At 49.0% G+C, this 15136-nt stretch carries 25 protein-coding genes; 10 read left to right on the top strand and 15 right to left on the bottom strand.

Going from position 1 to position 15136, the window contains the following annotated elements:
* Positions 1 to 34: 34 nt before the first annotated feature.
* From P403_RS0115335 to arr, 6 genes are all read right to left on the bottom strand, one after another.
* Positions 35 to 283 carry a phage holin gene (locus tag P403_RS0115335; protein WP_029333569.1) on the bottom strand — a complete coding sequence of 83 codons (249 nt, stop codon included), beginning with the start codon at positions 281 to 283 and terminating at the stop codon, positions 35 to 37.
* A complete protein-coding gene (locus P403_RS0115330; RefSeq protein ID WP_029333568.1) occupies positions 280 to 942 on the bottom strand; it encodes a M15 family metallopeptidase in 663 nt (220 codons plus the stop codon). Before P403_RS0115330 ends, P403_RS0115335 begins: the two co-directional genes overlap by 4 nt.
* Before the next feature lie 21 nt (positions 943 to 963).
* Entirely contained in the window at positions 964 to 1758 is a 795-nt protein-coding gene (locus P403_RS0115325; RefSeq protein WP_029333567.1) for a helix-turn-helix domain-containing protein, read from the bottom strand.
* Positions 1759 to 1903: 145 nt separating this feature from the next.
* Entirely contained in the window at positions 1904 to 2104 is a 201-nt protein-coding gene (locus P403_RS0115320) for a hypothetical protein (RefSeq protein ID WP_029333566.1), read from the bottom strand.
* A gap of 15 nt (positions 2105 to 2119) precedes the next feature.
* Positions 2120 to 2299 carry a hypothetical protein gene (locus P403_RS0115315; protein WP_029333565.1) on the bottom strand — a complete coding sequence of 60 codons (180 nt, stop codon included), beginning with the start codon at positions 2297 to 2299 and terminating at the stop codon, positions 2120 to 2122.
* A 73-nt stretch (positions 2300 to 2372) separates the two neighbouring features.
* Complete coding sequence (arr, locus tag P403_RS0115310; protein WP_029333564.1) at positions 2373 to 2780, bottom strand: NAD(+)--rifampin ADP-ribosyltransferase; 408 nt, start codon at positions 2778 to 2780, stop codon at positions 2373 to 2375.
* Positions 2781 to 3001: 221 nt separating this feature from the next.
* On the opposite strand from arr, the gene P403_RS0115305 reads away from it, so the two are divergent.
* On the top strand, positions 3002 to 4114 hold the full coding sequence (locus tag P403_RS0115305; protein ID WP_029333563.1) for a GGDEF domain-containing protein: 1113 nt from the start codon (positions 3002 to 3004) through the stop codon (positions 4112 to 4114).
* A 14-nt stretch (positions 4115 to 4128) separates the two neighbouring features.
* The gene (locus tag P403_RS0115300) at positions 4129 to 4386 is read left to right on the top strand and encodes a hypothetical protein (protein WP_029333562.1); all 258 of its coding nucleotides are present in this window, start codon (positions 4129 to 4131) and stop codon (positions 4384 to 4386) included.
* 77 nt (positions 4387 to 4463) lie between these two features.
* Here the strand turns inward: P403_RS0115300 and P403_RS0115295 are convergent, their stop codons facing one another.
* Complete coding sequence (locus tag P403_RS0115295; protein ID WP_029333561.1) at positions 4464 to 4655, bottom strand: hypothetical protein; 192 nt, start codon at positions 4653 to 4655, stop codon at positions 4464 to 4466.
* Positions 4656 to 4779: 124 nt separating this feature from the next.
* Between P403_RS0115295 and P403_RS0115290 the strand changes: the two genes are divergently transcribed.
* From P403_RS0115290 to P403_RS0115280, 3 genes are all read left to right on the top strand, one after another.
* Positions 4780 to 5001: a DUF4177 domain-containing protein gene (locus P403_RS0115290; protein WP_029333560.1), complete on the top strand. Its 222-nt coding sequence runs from the start codon at positions 4780 to 4782 to the stop codon at positions 4999 to 5001.
* 14 nt (positions 5002 to 5015) lie between these two features.
* Positions 5016 to 5468 (top strand): GNAT family N-acetyltransferase, encoded by a 453-nt coding sequence (locus P403_RS0115285; RefSeq protein WP_029333559.1) that lies wholly within the window; start codon positions 5016 to 5018, stop codon positions 5466 to 5468.
* Positions 5469 to 5929: 461 nt separating this feature from the next.
* Positions 5930 to 7168: an MFS transporter gene (locus P403_RS0115280; RefSeq protein ID WP_029333558.1), complete on the top strand. Its 1239-nt coding sequence runs from the start codon at positions 5930 to 5932 to the stop codon at positions 7166 to 7168.
* Positions 7169 to 7188: 20 nt separating this feature from the next.
* Here P403_RS0115280 and P403_RS0115275 read toward each other — a convergent pair whose 3' ends face one another.
* A complete protein-coding gene (locus P403_RS0115275) occupies positions 7189 to 7983 on the bottom strand; it encodes a cytochrome c oxidase assembly protein (protein ID WP_029333557.1) in 795 nt (264 codons plus the stop codon).
* Between the two features lie 3 nt (positions 7984 to 7986).
* A complete protein-coding gene (locus P403_RS0115270) occupies positions 7987 to 8457 on the bottom strand; it encodes a DUF2243 domain-containing protein (protein WP_029333556.1) in 471 nt (156 codons plus the stop codon).
* A 220-nt stretch (positions 8458 to 8677) separates the two neighbouring features.
* Here P403_RS0115270 and P403_RS0115265 point away from each other — a divergent pair, with 220 nt between their 5' ends.
* The 5 genes from P403_RS0115265 (at position 8678) to P403_RS0115245 (ending at position 10913) form a co-directional block, all read left to right on the top strand.
* On the top strand, positions 8678 to 9220 hold the full coding sequence (locus tag P403_RS0115265) for a hypothetical protein (RefSeq protein WP_029333555.1): 543 nt from the start codon (positions 8678 to 8680) through the stop codon (positions 9218 to 9220).
* 45 nt (positions 9221 to 9265) lie between these two features.
* Positions 9266 to 9487, top strand: a complete 222-nt coding sequence (locus tag P403_RS0115260; RefSeq protein WP_051667436.1) for a PLD nuclease N-terminal domain-containing protein — start codon at positions 9266 to 9268, stop codon at positions 9485 to 9487.
* A 154-nt stretch (positions 9488 to 9641) separates the two neighbouring features.
* Complete coding sequence (locus P403_RS0115255; RefSeq protein ID WP_029333553.1) at positions 9642 to 10085, top strand: MarR family winged helix-turn-helix transcriptional regulator; 444 nt, start codon at positions 9642 to 9644, stop codon at positions 10083 to 10085.
* On the top strand, positions 10082 to 10507 hold the full coding sequence (locus tag P403_RS0115250; RefSeq protein ID WP_029333552.1) for a MarR family winged helix-turn-helix transcriptional regulator: 426 nt from the start codon (positions 10082 to 10084) through the stop codon (positions 10505 to 10507). The genes P403_RS0115255 and P403_RS0115250 overlap by 4 nt, the downstream gene beginning before the upstream one ends.
* A 22-nt stretch (positions 10508 to 10529) precedes the next feature.
* A complete protein-coding gene (locus P403_RS0115245; RefSeq protein ID WP_029333551.1) occupies positions 10530 to 10913 on the top strand; it encodes a hypothetical protein in 384 nt (127 codons plus the stop codon).
* 43 nt (positions 10914 to 10956) lie between these two features.
* Here P403_RS0115245 and P403_RS0115240 read toward each other — a convergent pair whose 3' ends face one another.
* The 6 genes from P403_RS0115240 to P403_RS0115215 all read right to left on the bottom strand — a co-directional run bounded on the left by P403_RS0115240 (position 10957) and on the right by P403_RS0115215 (position 15026).
* Complete coding sequence (locus tag P403_RS0115240; RefSeq protein WP_235195261.1) at positions 10957 to 11307, bottom strand: hypothetical protein; 351 nt, start codon at positions 11305 to 11307, stop codon at positions 10957 to 10959.
* Between the two features lie 5 nt (positions 11308 to 11312).
* The gene (locus P403_RS0115235) at positions 11313 to 11531 is read right to left on the bottom strand and encodes a helix-turn-helix transcriptional regulator (protein WP_029333549.1); all 219 of its coding nucleotides are present in this window, start codon (positions 11529 to 11531) and stop codon (positions 11313 to 11315) included.
* A 99-nt stretch (positions 11532 to 11630) separates the two neighbouring features.
* A complete protein-coding gene (locus P403_RS0115230) occupies positions 11631 to 12425 on the bottom strand; it encodes an ATP-binding cassette domain-containing protein (RefSeq protein WP_029333548.1) in 795 nt (264 codons plus the stop codon).
* Complete coding sequence (nikD, locus tag P403_RS0115225; RefSeq protein ID WP_034801315.1) at positions 12422 to 13216, bottom strand: nickel import ATP-binding protein NikD; 795 nt, start codon at positions 13214 to 13216, stop codon at positions 12422 to 12424. The genes P403_RS0115230 and nikD overlap by 4 nt, the downstream gene beginning before the upstream one ends.
* Positions 13217 to 13230: 14 nt before the next feature.
* Positions 13231 to 14085 (bottom strand): nickel ABC transporter permease subunit NikC, encoded by an 855-nt coding sequence (gene nikC / locus P403_RS0115220; RefSeq protein ID WP_029333546.1) that lies wholly within the window; start codon positions 14083 to 14085, stop codon positions 13231 to 13233.
* A complete protein-coding gene (locus P403_RS0115215; protein WP_029333545.1) occupies positions 14082 to 15026 on the bottom strand; it encodes an ABC transporter permease in 945 nt (314 codons plus the stop codon). The genes nikC and P403_RS0115215 overlap by 4 nt, the downstream gene beginning before the upstream one ends.
* Positions 15027 to 15136: the final 110 nt, after the last annotated feature.

The raw sequence follows: 15136 nt of genomic DNA, 5'->3' as shown, positions 1-15136 counted from the left end.
TCTCGACTTCAAAGTATTAGACTTCATCGCACATTCAGTCCGTCGGAACACTTCGCTTGAGTTCGTCAAGCAACGCTTGCGTCTCTTTTGCGGCCCGGGTGACGTTATTGTTTTTCCACCAGGCGACGAGTGTGCCCAAAATGCCGACGAGCGTCGTCACTCCGAGATCGACGGCTGTCTCTGCAAATGGTAACGGATCATACCCGCTCGCAAGAAGCGTCAAATTGACAATCGAATAGAGGGGGACGATCAGCCGCAGGGCTGCTGCATATCGCTCCGTCATCCGCGTCCCTCCTGAAACAAATGACGCCATGTCACAGGGCCAACGATTCCGTCGGCTGTGATTTTCACCTGTCGCTGAAAGTCTTTGACGGCACGCGTCAGACCGTCATCAAACCGGCCGCTCGCCGGGAGACGTAACTTCATTTGGATCAAGCGAATCGTCTCCTTGTCCTGACTCCCTTTCGCTAGAGCACGTCCTAGATAAAGCGGGGCAAGGCGCGGCTTCTTCTTCCCGTTGACGGCGTCGAACAGTTGAAAGTGCGGATAATCCCGAAACGGTGTCCAGTCCCCGCCCCATTCCATCTGTCGTTGCTTCATCGCCGCGACAATCCGCGACAACCGATTGTCCGGTGGTGCTAAAAATTCAGCGCGTGTTCCGTCAGAAGAATAACAAAAGAGATCGACGGCGACACCGAAGTTATGATTCGACTGTCCCCCCCGCGCGTAGGTGACGATTTTTCCGGGGCGTGTCCGTCCTACAGCATACAAGGCATCCTGTTCCTGTTTCGTCCGGTAGCTTTGCGCGACGCCGACGTAAATCTGTTGCGGTGCGAGTTCTTTGATGACGCTCCGCGTGATCGTGACGACATCCGCGTCCATTCCCTTGACGGATAATTTCCGATCGGCGCGTTCGAGTAACCATGCTGTGCTGATAGTCATCTGTGTATCCTCCTTTATTTTTTAAATCAATTGGGCGAGCAACTCTGTCAGTTCGGCTTCTTCCGGGACTGACGCCGTCCAAGCCGCTCGTCGCTTTTGTTCGAACAACCGCTGTTCTGTCCGCTCCGTTTCGACCCAAGCCGGTAATACGGCTGACGAACGGTGCTTCGTCCTTGCCGGTCGTTCCGCCCGTCTCGATTCATGACGCTTAATTTGTTCGCCTGACGTGATCTGACGTGCATGTAACTGATCGATGACGGCTTTGACATATTGCCACTTGCGGACATTCGCCGCTGCCGCTTGTTCGATTGCATGGACGACGACGTCATGACTCGTCTTTGTCACGGCTTGCGCCAGTTGCTGTTTGATCCAAGGGGAGGTGCAGCCAATTTCCGCTTCGAACAACGCGAAGACGGAGGACGCCGTTGAGGATGGTTCTTTTTTTAAAGACTGTTTCTTCAAGACAGGTTCTTCGTCGTCACCTCGCGCCGCCCCGGTAGTCGGCTCCTGATCCCCCGGTAGTCGTACCGCGTCCGGAACTGATCGGACGTGATATTCATTTGATGTTTGTCCCCCGTGTTGATTGAAGCGTTCCTCCTTTTCAATCAACCCTTTTTCAAGTAACGACGCAAGACACGCTTTGACGGTCGTCTTGCCGCACGGGACGGCGTCCGCAATCGTCTGGTGCGACGGAAAGGCACTCCCGGATGCTCCGGCATAACTCGCCAAAATCAAATAAATCATTTTTTCATGAACCGATGAAAACTGTTGTCCGTCGCGCAGGACACGGTGCTCGACTTGTAAATAAGGGTGCATCGCTCGTTCCTCCTTTGATATGCAAAGGAGGTTCGCCTCCTTTCTCTTAAGGATTAACAGGACCGTTTCGACAATTGTTCGAAAAAAAATAAAAAAAACGTGCGTCAGCTGATTAAAAAATCAGTGACACACGTTTCGTTAGTCTTCACTCGAACCAGACACTAAATAACAACGGCAACAGGCCGGCGAGCAAGACCGCCCCGATCGACGACGAGACGGTCGCGAACACGAACAGTCCTTTTGAGATTTGTTGCCGCCGGTAAGCGATTGACCCGGCCCGGATGATCGTAAAGAGCATCCCACCCGCAATTAGAAATGAACCGATAAGAATGATAAGTTGTTCCAAGACACTACCTCCACGTTACTTAAATATCGTTAGGATGAACGGTAAGGCAAGCAGCAGAATCGCCATCGTGAAAACGATTTTGTAAGTTGCTTCCCGATCCGTATTCCGCTTCTTTTTTTGTATGTAGACGACGCCATAAATGATTGTGACGAGCATAATCAATATGGCGAGTAATGAACCGATTGTCGTACTCATTTGTCTCCCCCTTCCCTACTGACACTACGCAGCGGTCAGTGGAAAAGTTTCAGTTCTTAACGCCTCCTATCCCTTAATCATCAATCATAGCCTGTCCATCCGCGCTCAGTTTATTGATAGCCTGACGCATCTGTTCGATCTCAGTTTCCGAATGCCGTGTCCACTTGCCAAGCTCTGCCACGATTTTCAACGGCGCTTTCGAACGGTAGGACCGGGTCGGATTTCCGGGAAACTTTTTATCAGTCAAGTTCGGGTCATCTTCATACGGTCCAGTCGGTTCGACGAGATAAATATGTTCGTCCCCGTCCGAGCGGGCGAGCTCCGCTCCCCATTTCGCAGCGTCCAAAGTTGCCGTGAAATAAATATGATTGGAACGCTTATCCTGATAATTTGATTGGTTCCCGGCATCCAGTACTTGACCAATCTCTAAGCTCGCTTTTGTACCATGAAAAAACGGTCCGGAATCAAGTGGTTTCTCCATCGTGTTCCCCCTCTTTCTTTTTTGTGATATGTTCGATTATAAGTGATGCTTTCATGTATTGGGAGTCTATTCATCATTGTCAAATCAAGGTAAACTTAAAGTAGACAGTAACATCACTTGCTTTTACGTTTTCTCTCCACCTTTAGTCAAAACCGCTCTTTTATTGACAACTTTTGTCAAAGTGGTAATGTGAAAGTATCATGCGCAAGGATGTGAAAACCATGTTCATCGTCGAACTGCTCGTGAATGCCTGCATTGCCTTCACAGGATTTTATATCATTTCGAAAATTATCCATTCCACCCATTTTGAATCTTATGTCGTCAAGTCAATCATCGTCGGCCTTTTGACAGGAGCGCTCGGCGTGTTATTGATGTTCAAAGGGATCGCTGTCAATGATTCGCTCCGCATGGATTTACGGCATATTCCGCTCATTCTACTCGCTTTTTACGGTAGTCGTTTCCCCCTCATCATCGCGACATTGATCATCGCCTGTTCCCGCTTTTTATTCGGTGTGACGGAACAAGCTGCCGTCGCCTTCGTCGCCGTCCTTTGCATCAGCATCGGGATGCTTGCGATTCACCGGAGGCTACTCAATCGTCCTTTTCTCCAAAATATCTCGATGAATGTTTGGGCACTGATGATGATTACCGTTGCCGTCCTGATTAACTTAGGCTGGAACGAAACGGCATTTAACTTGATGGCGTCGACCTGGACGATCGGCTTGACGGTCGGCGTGCTGTCCAGTCTGTTGACACTCGATTTCCAACTGTTGAACCGGCAAGTCGATATCTATAAAAAGTCAGCCGAGCTTGATCATTTGACCGGTCTCTACAATCGCCGCGTTTGGGACGCTCGGACAGCAGGACTTGAACAAGAAGGTCGAATCTATAATATTCTCGCACTCGACATCGACCACTTCAAGCACGTCAATGATACATACGGGCATGGCAATGGTGACCTCGTCTTACAACAATTCGCGAACATCTTAAAAGAAGAGACGCGCCCGCATGACATCACGGCGCGGATCGGTGGCGAAGAGTTCATGATTTTGATTTATGATTTAGCCCCACAAAAAGCGACCAAAGTCGCAAACCGGATCCGGCAACGGATTGCGTCACAACGCTTTCAAATCGATGGATTCCCGGCAATCGATGTGACGACATCGATCGGTGTCGCCCACGGGAAGAACATCCATATTCAGCGGATGAGTGTCATCGCCGACGAAGCGCTGTATACCGCTAAGCAGCAAGGGCGTAACCGGACGATTTTGTTGGATAGCGAAAGTGAACAACATGTCGCAACAACAGCGAGCCGGGAGACGGTTCGCTCCTGATTGGAGGGAAAAGTATGCAAGAGAAGAAACTTGATTTCATTACGACGGCTGAAGCGATTCTATTCGTCAGTTCACTGTTCATGTGGATTTACGTCGCCCATACCTTTGTTTTCATCGATTCCTTTGCCTCGTTGTTTTTCATGCAATCGTGGTGGCTTCTGTTACCCTTGATGACCTTCCTGATGTTTTTGACATCGTTCATCAGTCGCCGGACAGAGTGGCGCTGGAGTAATCCGGAAACAAACGAGCTGAACGAAAAAAGAAAAGTCTGATTGAGACAGAACAGGAGCACAGACATGTCCGATTACCTTGGACGACGCTTGTGCTCCTTTTCGCATGCCCCGACGGACTAGTCGCGGGATTTATGTACTTTTCGATTAAAGAAATATTCGATTGTAATCAAGAGGAACGCAACACTGATCAAAATGATGAACGCTAGTAAAGAATGGAGTAGCTTTTTATCGACAGTAACGTACATCGACAAGTAATAATTGATTGTGACCATCAACCCGAAGTAAATCAGGTAACGTATGTATTTCATGACGGTTCCTCACTCCCTTAATAACTGATTTCTTCATTTTACATGATACGTGGGAATCATTCATAAGAAACTTCTCCGATTTTGAAGCGTAGGTACGAATAAGATTGTCAAAGGAGGTAGCTTCATGTTCGAATACAAGTTCGTGCGGATTGATTTTAAGCGATTGTCCGGTAATCCACAGGAAGATTACCGGGAAGTAATCGCAACACATGCCGCAGACGGTTGGCGTTTCGTACAAATTTTTGCCCCGGATTTCGTCACGTCCGGTGTTGCCGTCGGTACTTACTATGAATTGATTTTTGAGCGAACAAAACGGTTCGAAATTACGGACACGAAAACATCTTAAGGAGACTCAAACGCATGCACATCGAGACAGCTCGATTACGACTTGTTCCTTTTACACAGGAACAGCTTCCGGTTATTACCCGTCAAAACTATCGGAACGGTCCCGAAATTTCGAATCATTTAAAGGCATTGGAACAGGATCCGTCCTTATTATTCTGGGGAAGTTGGTTAATCATCCGCCAGGCAGATGATGTCATCATTGGTGATGCCGGTTTTAAAGGGAAACCGAATCCACATGGAGCGGTAGAAATCGGTTATGGTTTGCTCGAGCAATACTGGCATAATGGATACGCAACAGAAGCTGTCGCAGGACTGATTCAATGGGCGCAACAAACAACATCCGTTTTGAAAGTCGTTGCCAAAACGGAAGCAACTGATCAAGGATCAATCCGTGTCTTAAACAAAGTCAACATGGAACGAGTACGAGAAACGGATGGAATGATTTATTGGGAAATACAAACAACTTAAATTAACTAGGTCTACAACACCATGTGGTAGCGATATTATTGTCGCTAATTCAGGCTGTAGACGAACTCTTATACATCATGAAAATTCTAAATGAGGGTACAATCAGTTTGCGCTTCCTTGTCTTACCTCGTCTTCAAAGCGGCACGTTTCGTTGACTCCTGCGGGAAAAGTGCGTTTTTAACGCACTTTCAGAGGGAAACAAGACCCTGCTCGTTGTCCGTGAGGATCAAGGAGCAACGGCTTGTCCCTCGCCCGAGGAAAGCAACGAAAAAGGGACTTGCTTTTATCATTCATACTACTTTGTCTACGCACTGCAGTAGCGATATTATTATCGCTACTTTTTTTCTGTCGCATCAAACATTTGATTGCTTTCAAACAAACAATCGAGTAACATAAAATGTAATAAATTTCTATTTTAAAATTAATATTGGTTATTTATAACCAGAAGGGAGCGATTGACTATGAATCGTACAGCTTGGAAATACCCTGCTTTGCTCCTGATCGGTGTCGGAATCTCAAACTTAGGCGCCTGGGTGTACTTCATTGCCCTCAATTTGATTATTCTTGATCGAACAAGTTCTGCGTTCGCGGTGTCACTTTTATACATTTTAGTTCCTGTCGCTTCTTTAATAACGAGCTTATGGTCAGGTTCTTTGATTGACCGGGTCGACAAACGTAAATTGATGATGCTACTCGATTTATCACGTGCACTCTTAATCGCCCTTCTCCCCTTCATCGACTCGTTGTTCTTCATCTATACAGTCGTCTTTCTGATCAACGTTGGTAGCTCCTTGTTTGAATCAACATCGATGATTTATATGACGAAGCTTGTCTCAAAAGGTAATCGTCAACGTTTTAATGCGTTGAAAAATTTCATTCAATCGTGTGGGTTCATCCTCGGTCCGACGATTGCCGGTCTCCTGTTCATCATGGGTTCGCCGTCCCTTGCGATCCATATCAATGCTGTCGCGCTCGCCATTTCTGCCCTTATCTTATTTTTCCTGCCCGCTTTAGAAAAAGAATTGACCTTTGCGCAGGCAGAACGATTGAGTCTTCAAATGATTATCAGCGACTGGAGAGAAACGTTGCGCTTTACGAGCCAGCACCGTTACATCACGCTCGTCTACAGTCTCTTTTGCGTCATGATGGTTTTCATGTCGGGTCTTGATTCACTCGAGGCTTCGTTTGCGACACTTGTGCTCGGTTTCTCGGAAAGCACCTATGGATTTCTTGTCAGTATCGCCGGGATCGGGATCATCCTCGGTTCCATCATTAATGCGACCTGCACGAAATGGCTGAGTCTTCGCTTTTTGATTGGCTTCGGTGCAGTCACTACGCCCATCGGCTACCTTCTATTCGCTACTTCCGATAACTTCATGGTAGCTTCCGCCGGCTTTTTCCTACTGACATTCGCTCTATCGTTTGCGAATACGGGCTTTTTATCGTTTTACCAAAACAATGTCCCGGTCAATCTCATGGGCCGCTTTTCAGGAGTCATCAATGTCGCCGAGTCACTCTTCATCATTCTCTTGACGGCGACAATCGGTTTACTCGCCGAAGCCTTTTCCATCCGCGCGACATACATCATCTTTTCAATTGGTTTTTTACTCATCGGTTTACTCACGATACCGCTCGTCTTTAACCGTTCGAAGCAAAATCTTTATGAGCAGCCAATCGAAGAGAAGATAAAAGTCTCGTAAGAAACAACAAACCGTTTCCTTCAGCCCTTCCTCATTTCCAATGTTTCTGACGCTTGTAAACGCGGCGCCGTCGCCTCGTACCAGTGATAACAGAGAATGATGATGAGCGCGAGATCAACGACATCTCCCCCGTAATACATCAGCATGGCGCCTTGTTCCGCTTCCGCCTTCCCCACTCCACCGGGTGGATGAGCGTAGAGATATTTCGAAAGAATCTTATGCCCCGCCAACGCCAGTATTAAAATACCCGCCCGGTAGACGTGACTGTAGCGGTGCGGCGTCAAATCGATATAGATCAGGGCACTTGTAAACAAGTAACCGGCCAGGAAGACGTGGAGATGAATCAGGGCATAGAGTGCAGTCGACTGATGCATCATCGGATAGAGTCCTGTCGTATAAAGCAGGTACAAGCCGCCGATGTTTAAAACCGTTGCCGTCATCGGGTGCGTCAAGAGACGAAGCGGCTGACTGTTCAAGACGCCCGTCACCCGTCTTGCCGCCTGCACGGGTAGCGTCCGTAACAATAACGTCACCGGCTTCGCAAACACGAGCAGGAGTGGTGCGAGCATCCCGAGTAAGAGATGCCCCGTCATATGTCCCGTGAAGTTCATGTGTGCCCAGCCTGCAACCGGACCGACGAGCGCAGCACCGGCACTCAGTACCCCGCTTCCCCAAAACACGTACCGGTGGATTGGCCAGCGCCGGTAGTGATTGTTCGTTTTCCAGGCGGCAACCGGATAAACGAGAAGTAAGACGAGCACGAGGAGCGTCACACTCGTTTCAATACCGTTTCCCATGCCTTCATGCGTATGCATCACTTATTTCGCCTCCTCTGTCGTCCGCAGTTGTTTCCCGGTCTGCAGGAATAACACAATCCCTCCCGCTAAAATAAGCGCAGCGATCGCATTCCAGGCGATGTCATAGGGAAGAAGTTCCACACCATAGCGAATTTGATGAATCGCAAAGACTTTGTGATTGATCAGACCATCGTACAATTGAAAAAAACCTCCGCCGATCATCACACCACTGATCCACCGCTTCATCCAAAAGGCGGATCGTCTCCGTAAGTCTGCAACTAGAAACAGGGCTGCCACTGTCGCGAACCAACTGAATGCGTGAAACAGACCATCGGAAAACAGTCCGACCGCGGTCGTTGATTTGTCATAAAAATGATGCCAGCCTAACAATTGGTGAAAAATGACTTCGTCTAAGAATGCGACGAGACCCAGACCGAATAAAAAACCGGACGCGAGGTTGCGCAACGCATAACGCTGTTGATTTTTCTGCATGAACGGACACTTCCTTTCTTAAGATAGACGCTTCAAAACAATTTTTCCCTGTTGTCGTCGCAGTAAACGTGCTTCATTCGATGTACGTCTTGAACATTCTATTAAAAATGCCGATCGACAAATCGAACTTGAGTAAATAATATTAACATTATTCGTTTAATATTTTTTCCAAAAAGTGTATATTTAAAGCACTAGTCAAAAAGGAGGTTCCATGCATACCATGAAGTTCACCAGAACACCTCGGACATTTGAATTGAAATGGATTCCAGAAATCGACTGGCGTGACGTTTGTACACGTCGCACGCTCATTATCCGAAACCATCCGCAGGAATCGCTCATCGGATTAGCCTATAATAATGAAAACCAAGTCGTTCAAGTCACACGGAATAGTCATAAATCACATGCCCTTTATTACGTCACGTTACTGGAAAATCAGCAAGCGAACCGGTCACTCTTATCAACCCGGTCACACATGACCGTCGAGTACGTCAACACACGCCTATATGACCGGATCGAAGTCGCCGAGTACAACTTACTCGACGTCCACGTCCGTCAAGAAGGGCTTGGCGAGCGCGGCCTTTTATTGGAGGCCTTCATTCAGGATGTGCAAAACAAACATCGGCATTACCGAGTCAGCGGCAATTTCGAAATCGTCACCCATCACGGACTCGTATCAAAGGACTGCTTTACCCGGTACGGTTTTAAGCTACATCAACATGCTTTAGTCCTGCAGAATTTCGATAGTCCGCTTTTAGTGACATAACAGAAGAATCAATGCCTCAACTATTTAAAAAGATTGCGGGGAACGATGATGCAACGGATTCAGCAACTTTTAAAAAAAACGATCCATGTGACCGGGTTCTGTTTACTCATCGTCGCTTGTATCGATTTGTTTACGCGTCAGCAGACACGCGGACCGAAGTGGGTTTGGGGTCTCACCATTTTCAGTGTCAATTACATCGGGCCCCTCCTTTATTTAGCGCGGGGCCGTCACCCGGCAGGCGAGGTAAACAAGCAAAGCGCCGATTAAAAACACATCGCTTTTCAACGTATGTCCTGTTACAGGAACATACGTTGCGAAATGATGTGTTTTTTTACATAAAGAAGAACTAGTCCCGCCCCCTTTTTTATGTTATTTTGTATCTAACTAAATCGTACAATCATTTTAAAATAAGAGGTTACATATGCAACCAAATACAGAGACATTACCAATCGCATGCTGGAATACGATTACGACGTACCACAATCATCAAACGAAACAAGTCAATGCCTTCTTAAAGACGTGGGACCTCTCGCACACGATGTTCGAGGTCTTGCGCTGCTTAAAGTCGACGACGTGTACCAGTCAAAAAGAAATCGCTTGCCTGATTCATGTCACGGACGGGACGATCTCTCAAGGGATTAAAAAGCTGTTCGCTAAGCGCCTGATCGAAAAGCAACGTCACCGTAAGGTCAACTATTTCCATCTGACACCGGCTGGAGAACTGTTTTTAAACGAAGTCTTACCGAAATACGAACGTTTTCAAGCGAATCAATTTCATGTCTTGACCGCATCGCAACAACACGCGTTGCATCAACTTGTAACGCAGCTCCATAGTACGCAAAAACAGGAAGGGGAAGTTCGATGAATCCACATGCTGCCTTTTCATCGATTGGACACTGGCAATCGATCCAACGTATCCACAATCGTTACGTCAAAGAAGTCAATGATACGTTAAAACAATGGGAACTCTCGCGTTCTCAATTCGATATGCTCTATACGTTGTATCAACTAGAGAGTGCGACACAAAAGTCGCTTGAGACGACACTCGAGCTCTCGAGCGGATCGATTTCACAAACGCTAAAAAAACTGATGCAAAACCGACTACTAACCCGTAAACGGATTGACCGTGAAAAACGGATCGTTCTGACGGCGGACGGGGAAACACTTGTCCAGGCATCCGCGCCGATCATCGAAGTCATCGACGAGCGTTACTTCCAGTCCTTTACGAAAAACGATCATCAAACATTCAATCAATTGTTGAACAAAATGCAAAACAGTCAATTTTGATAGAAGAAGGAGGCCGGCCAGCGTGATTCTCAGACACTACACCCATCGTCAGTTTTTACCGGCAATCGTTGCCCGGGGCGGCATTTCTACAAACCTTCACACGGAAAGTCCGCATAGCGGCTACTTACTGTTCGAGCTGAATCCTACAACAGATCAACTCAAACAGACCGTCCATCAGTTCTATTCGGGTTCAGAACACCCTTGGGACGAGACGGATACGGTCACCCTCGACTTTGACTTCGTCAAACTGCAAGCAGCTGGCATCGAGGTGCACAAGACACTGCATCACTTCGCTGACGGCCTGGCACCGAATCAACCTACGGATTCTTTCCGCTTCGTCCAAAGCTTCTTATCGCTCGGTTATTTAACGGAAGCGTCACGAGAGCAATTATCCGAATATTACTGATAAAACAAAAGAACAGGCGCGAGTCGCCTGTTCTTTTTTGTCGTCAGTTCCTCCGGCTGTACACAAACAGCATTACCGGGAAGGTCATGACCTGAATGACGAGCACACACAACAACGCTGTCATGAGATCGTCAACGACTTGCCACTGAACGAGCATCAGCACGACAAACACATAGAGGATACTCAAGGCATATGACATGTGACCACTTTTCATCTTGATTTCTTCTTGTCGTTCATCATAAGGTTCAGCAGCCGGGAAGACGACATCGGTCGCGAGTTGACTAAGCCCCGCTAATGTCAAGATGATACTGAGTGGATACGGTCCGTCGAACAGCATCAGATAACCGCCATACAATAACATGACAGCGGCGAGTAATCGATTGATCATCGGCATGTGCTTCACAAAAGACCATCTCCTTTTTTCTTCGGTTCGGGTACAAAAATCGCTTCAATCGGACAATCGAACAGGGAGGCAATTGAAAACGCGAGCGCAAGCGACGGATTATACCGCTCCTTTTCAATCGAGATGACCGTCTGCCTCGACACGCCTAATGCGTTCGCGAGCTCACCTTGCGACCAGCGGCGTTCCTCCCGCAACAGCTTTACCTTATTTTTCATTTCGACCACCCTTCCATTTCCAATAATATGTAAAATCGAACCAACGTGTCAAGTTTCCTTTACACATAGCATAAAAAAAGTAGACACCGGAATAGGTGCCTACTTTCGTATCGTCCGTTTTCTTGGGTGCGTGGCGAGCATCGCATCCTTGATTGCCGAGACATACGGATCCGTTGCCTGGTCAAACGCTTGGGGTGTCGGATAATGCCCGACAATTTGACCCTGCTCCAAAATCATAAATTGATCACTGAGTGCTTGGGCTGCCTGGACATCATGGGTAATGAAGAGGTATGCCAGGTCATATGTTTCTTTTAACTCACGTAACAGCTTCAAAATCATCGCCTTATTGACCATATCGAGACTGCTGACGGCTTCGTCGAGCACAATCAGCTTCGGGTGCGTTGCAATCGCCCGGGCGATACAAATCCGTTGTAACTGGCCGCCGCTGAAGGCGGACGGGTACTTCGCCAAATCGGAGCCGGTCAATCCGACCTGTTCGATTAACGTGATCAGTCTCCGCTCCAGCGCTTCCGGACTGAGCCGCGTAAAATTCGTCAACGGTTCGGCGATGATCTGCCCCGCCGTCAGCTTCGGATTGACGGCTGCAAAGGAATCTTGAAAGACGACCTGAATGTCTTGCCGGTAGTCCTTCGGATGCGTCCCATAGATGTCTCGCCCTTCGAACAAGACACGTCCCGCTTTCGGTCGTTCAAGCCCCAGTAAGATCCGTCCGAGTGTACTTTTTCCGGCACCACTTTTCCCGAGCAAACCCAGGCACGTCCCAGCTTCAAGCGTCAACGAGACATCCTGTAAAACGGTCCGTTCCGCCTGCCGCGACAGGAAACGTTGTTTGCCGTAACGGTGTGATACCTGTTCTATTCGTAAAAGACTCATGCGTTCCTCGCTCCCACCTGCATACCGTGTTGCATCAATAGCCGCTGCGTATATGGGTGTTGCGGACGGTCGAACAGCTCAAAGACGTCCGCCTGTTCGACGATTTCCCCGTCCTGCATGACAAGGACATCATCTGCCATTTCAGCGATGACACTCAAGTCGTGCGAAATCAATAAAATCGCCGTTCCATAAGTGGCTCGGACCTTCTCGAGATAATACAACACCTGCTTTTGATTGTAGACGTCAAGCGCCGTCGTCGGTTCGTCGGCAATCAGGACATCCGGGCGCAGACAGACCGCGAGCGCAATCATGACCCGTTGCAGCATGCCGCCGCTCAGTTCAAACGGATAGGCTTTCAAAATCCGTTCCGGTTGATCGAGATTGACTTCCCGTAATGCTTCGACCGCCCGATTCGTTGCTTCGTGTTTACTGCACCGGTCGTGCGTCCGGATCGTTTCCATTAATTGATGACCAATTGTGTAGACCGGTGTGAAGGCGCTCATCGGATTTTGCATGATGAAGGCAATCTTCCCGCCTCGGATTGTTCGGAGCGAACGGTCGGACAACGTCATCACGTCTTGCTCCTCTAACACGATTTTTCCTGATTGACGGATTATTTTTTCATCAAGCAGACGCAGAAGCGCAAGACTCGTCACTGTCTTACCACAGCCGCTCTCCCCGACCAGACCGACGATTTGTCCGGCTGCCAGTGAAAAAGAAATATCACGGACGAGCGGCTGACCGTTTGTCGTTTCGACCGTCAAGTGTTCGACGGATAATACAGGTTTCATCCGAGTCTCTCCTTTCATTTCGTTTGTTTCGTCACGCCGAACCGTTCCGATAATGATTCCCCGAGCAGATTAAAGCTGGCAATGACGAGCATGATCATCAGGCCGGGATAAATCATCAGTTCCGGATTCGACCGGATGTACGATTTCCCCTCATGAATCATCGCCCCCCACTCGGCTGCCGGCGACTGGACACCGAGTCCGAGAAACGACATCGCCGAGATGTCCATGATTGCCCAGCCCATCTCAAGCGTCCCGATGACAAGGAGCGGCGGCAGGATGTTCGGCAGCAAGTGCGTCCGAAAGATTTTCCAGTGCGAGGAGCCGTTGACGCGTGCTGCGGCAATGAAATTCTTTTCCTTCAGCGTCATGATCAGCCCCCGGAACATCCGGGCATAATAGACCCACTGGACGAGCATTAAGGCGATGATGACCTGCTTCAGTCCCGGTCCGAAAATCCCGACGAGACCGAGGACAAGAATCAGACTCGGGAACGCCATCACTCCGTCACAAAACCGCATCAGCAGTTGGTCGACCCAGCCGCCGATGTAGCCGGCGAGTGTCCCGACCAATAAGCCGATCAGCAAGGATGAAGCAAAAATCAGGACGGCGAATCCGAGCGACACGCGGGCACCGTACAACAGACGTGACAACGTACAGCGTCCGAGATGATCGGTCCCGAGCGGATACGTCCAGGACGGATCCTGCAGTTTGACTGCCAAATTAACGAGAAACGGATCATGCGGGGCAAGCCACGGTGCAGCCAGAGCCGCGAGAAACAACAGCCCTAAAAATACGGAACAGCCGATTAAAATCAGCCGTTGATTCGACAGGCGGTCAAGCAGACGCGGTCGTCCAAGCGGAACATTCATCGTCTGTCCCCTCCTTTCCGGGCAATCCGTGGATCGATTGCCAGTTGCAATAGATCAACGAGCAGACTGCTGCCGATGAACAGCAACGCAGCGAGAAACACGTATCCTTGAATGATCGGCATGTCGCGGTCAAAAATCGCTTCGATAAAATAACGACCGAATCCCGGCCACGAGAAGACGGTCTCGACGATGATCGTCCCCGTCAACAGTTTCCCGAGATTCATCCCGAGTCCCGTCAACATCGGCGGAATCGCGACGCGGAGGACATGTTTTCCTAAGATGACCGTTTCCCGGATTCCGCGCGTCCGGGCAAACAGGACGTACGGTTCACGCATCGTCTCGATGACACTTGTCCGCAACAGCCGTGTATAAAGTGCAATCAACGGCAACGCCAGCGTGATCGCCGGCAAGATGACATGACTCGGACTGCCAATCCCGCCGACCGGTAACAAATCGAGCTGGACGGCAAAAAAGAATATCAACAGGTAGCCGAGCCAAAACGACGGAATCGACGCACCGATGAAGGCAATCGCCCGGCTTAAATGGTCAAAAAAACCATTCTTCCGGATTCCCGCGAGAAAGCCGAGCGGGATACTGACGAGAATCGCCAGCATAAGGCTCGACAGTGCCAGTTGGACCGTCGCCGGCAGACGAAGCAACACTTCGTCAAGGACCGGTTTCCCGGAAACGTACGATGTCCCGAAATCAAATCCGGCGAGCCGGACGACCGTCGTCGCGTACTGGGTCAAAAATGGCTGGTCGAGTCCGAACTCGGCCCGCTTTTGCGCGAGCACCTCTTCCGTCGGTTGAATGTGGGCGGCAGACAGATAGGCTTGTGCCGGATCGACCGGTGACAAGTGAATCATTGCCGTCAGCAAGAAAATCGCGAGGAGCAGGATCGGAATGACCGACCCGACCCGTTTCAGAATATAGAAGCCCATTCCGTACACCTCCTTTTACCAAAATCAGGCGAGAATACTCCCACTTCTAAACGTCTAGGACGAAGCCCAAGTGAAAGTGGGAGATGAATCGCCTTCGGACAAGGCGTGTC

Source organism: Exiguobacterium oxidotolerans JCM 12280, from assembly GCF_000702625.1.
Taxonomy (GTDB): Bacteria; Bacillota; Bacilli; order Exiguobacteriales; family Exiguobacteriaceae; genus Exiguobacterium_A; species Exiguobacterium_A oxidotolerans.
The sequence above is the reverse complement of the archived record's forward strand: the minus strand, read 5'-3'. Positions and strand labels throughout refer to the sequence as shown.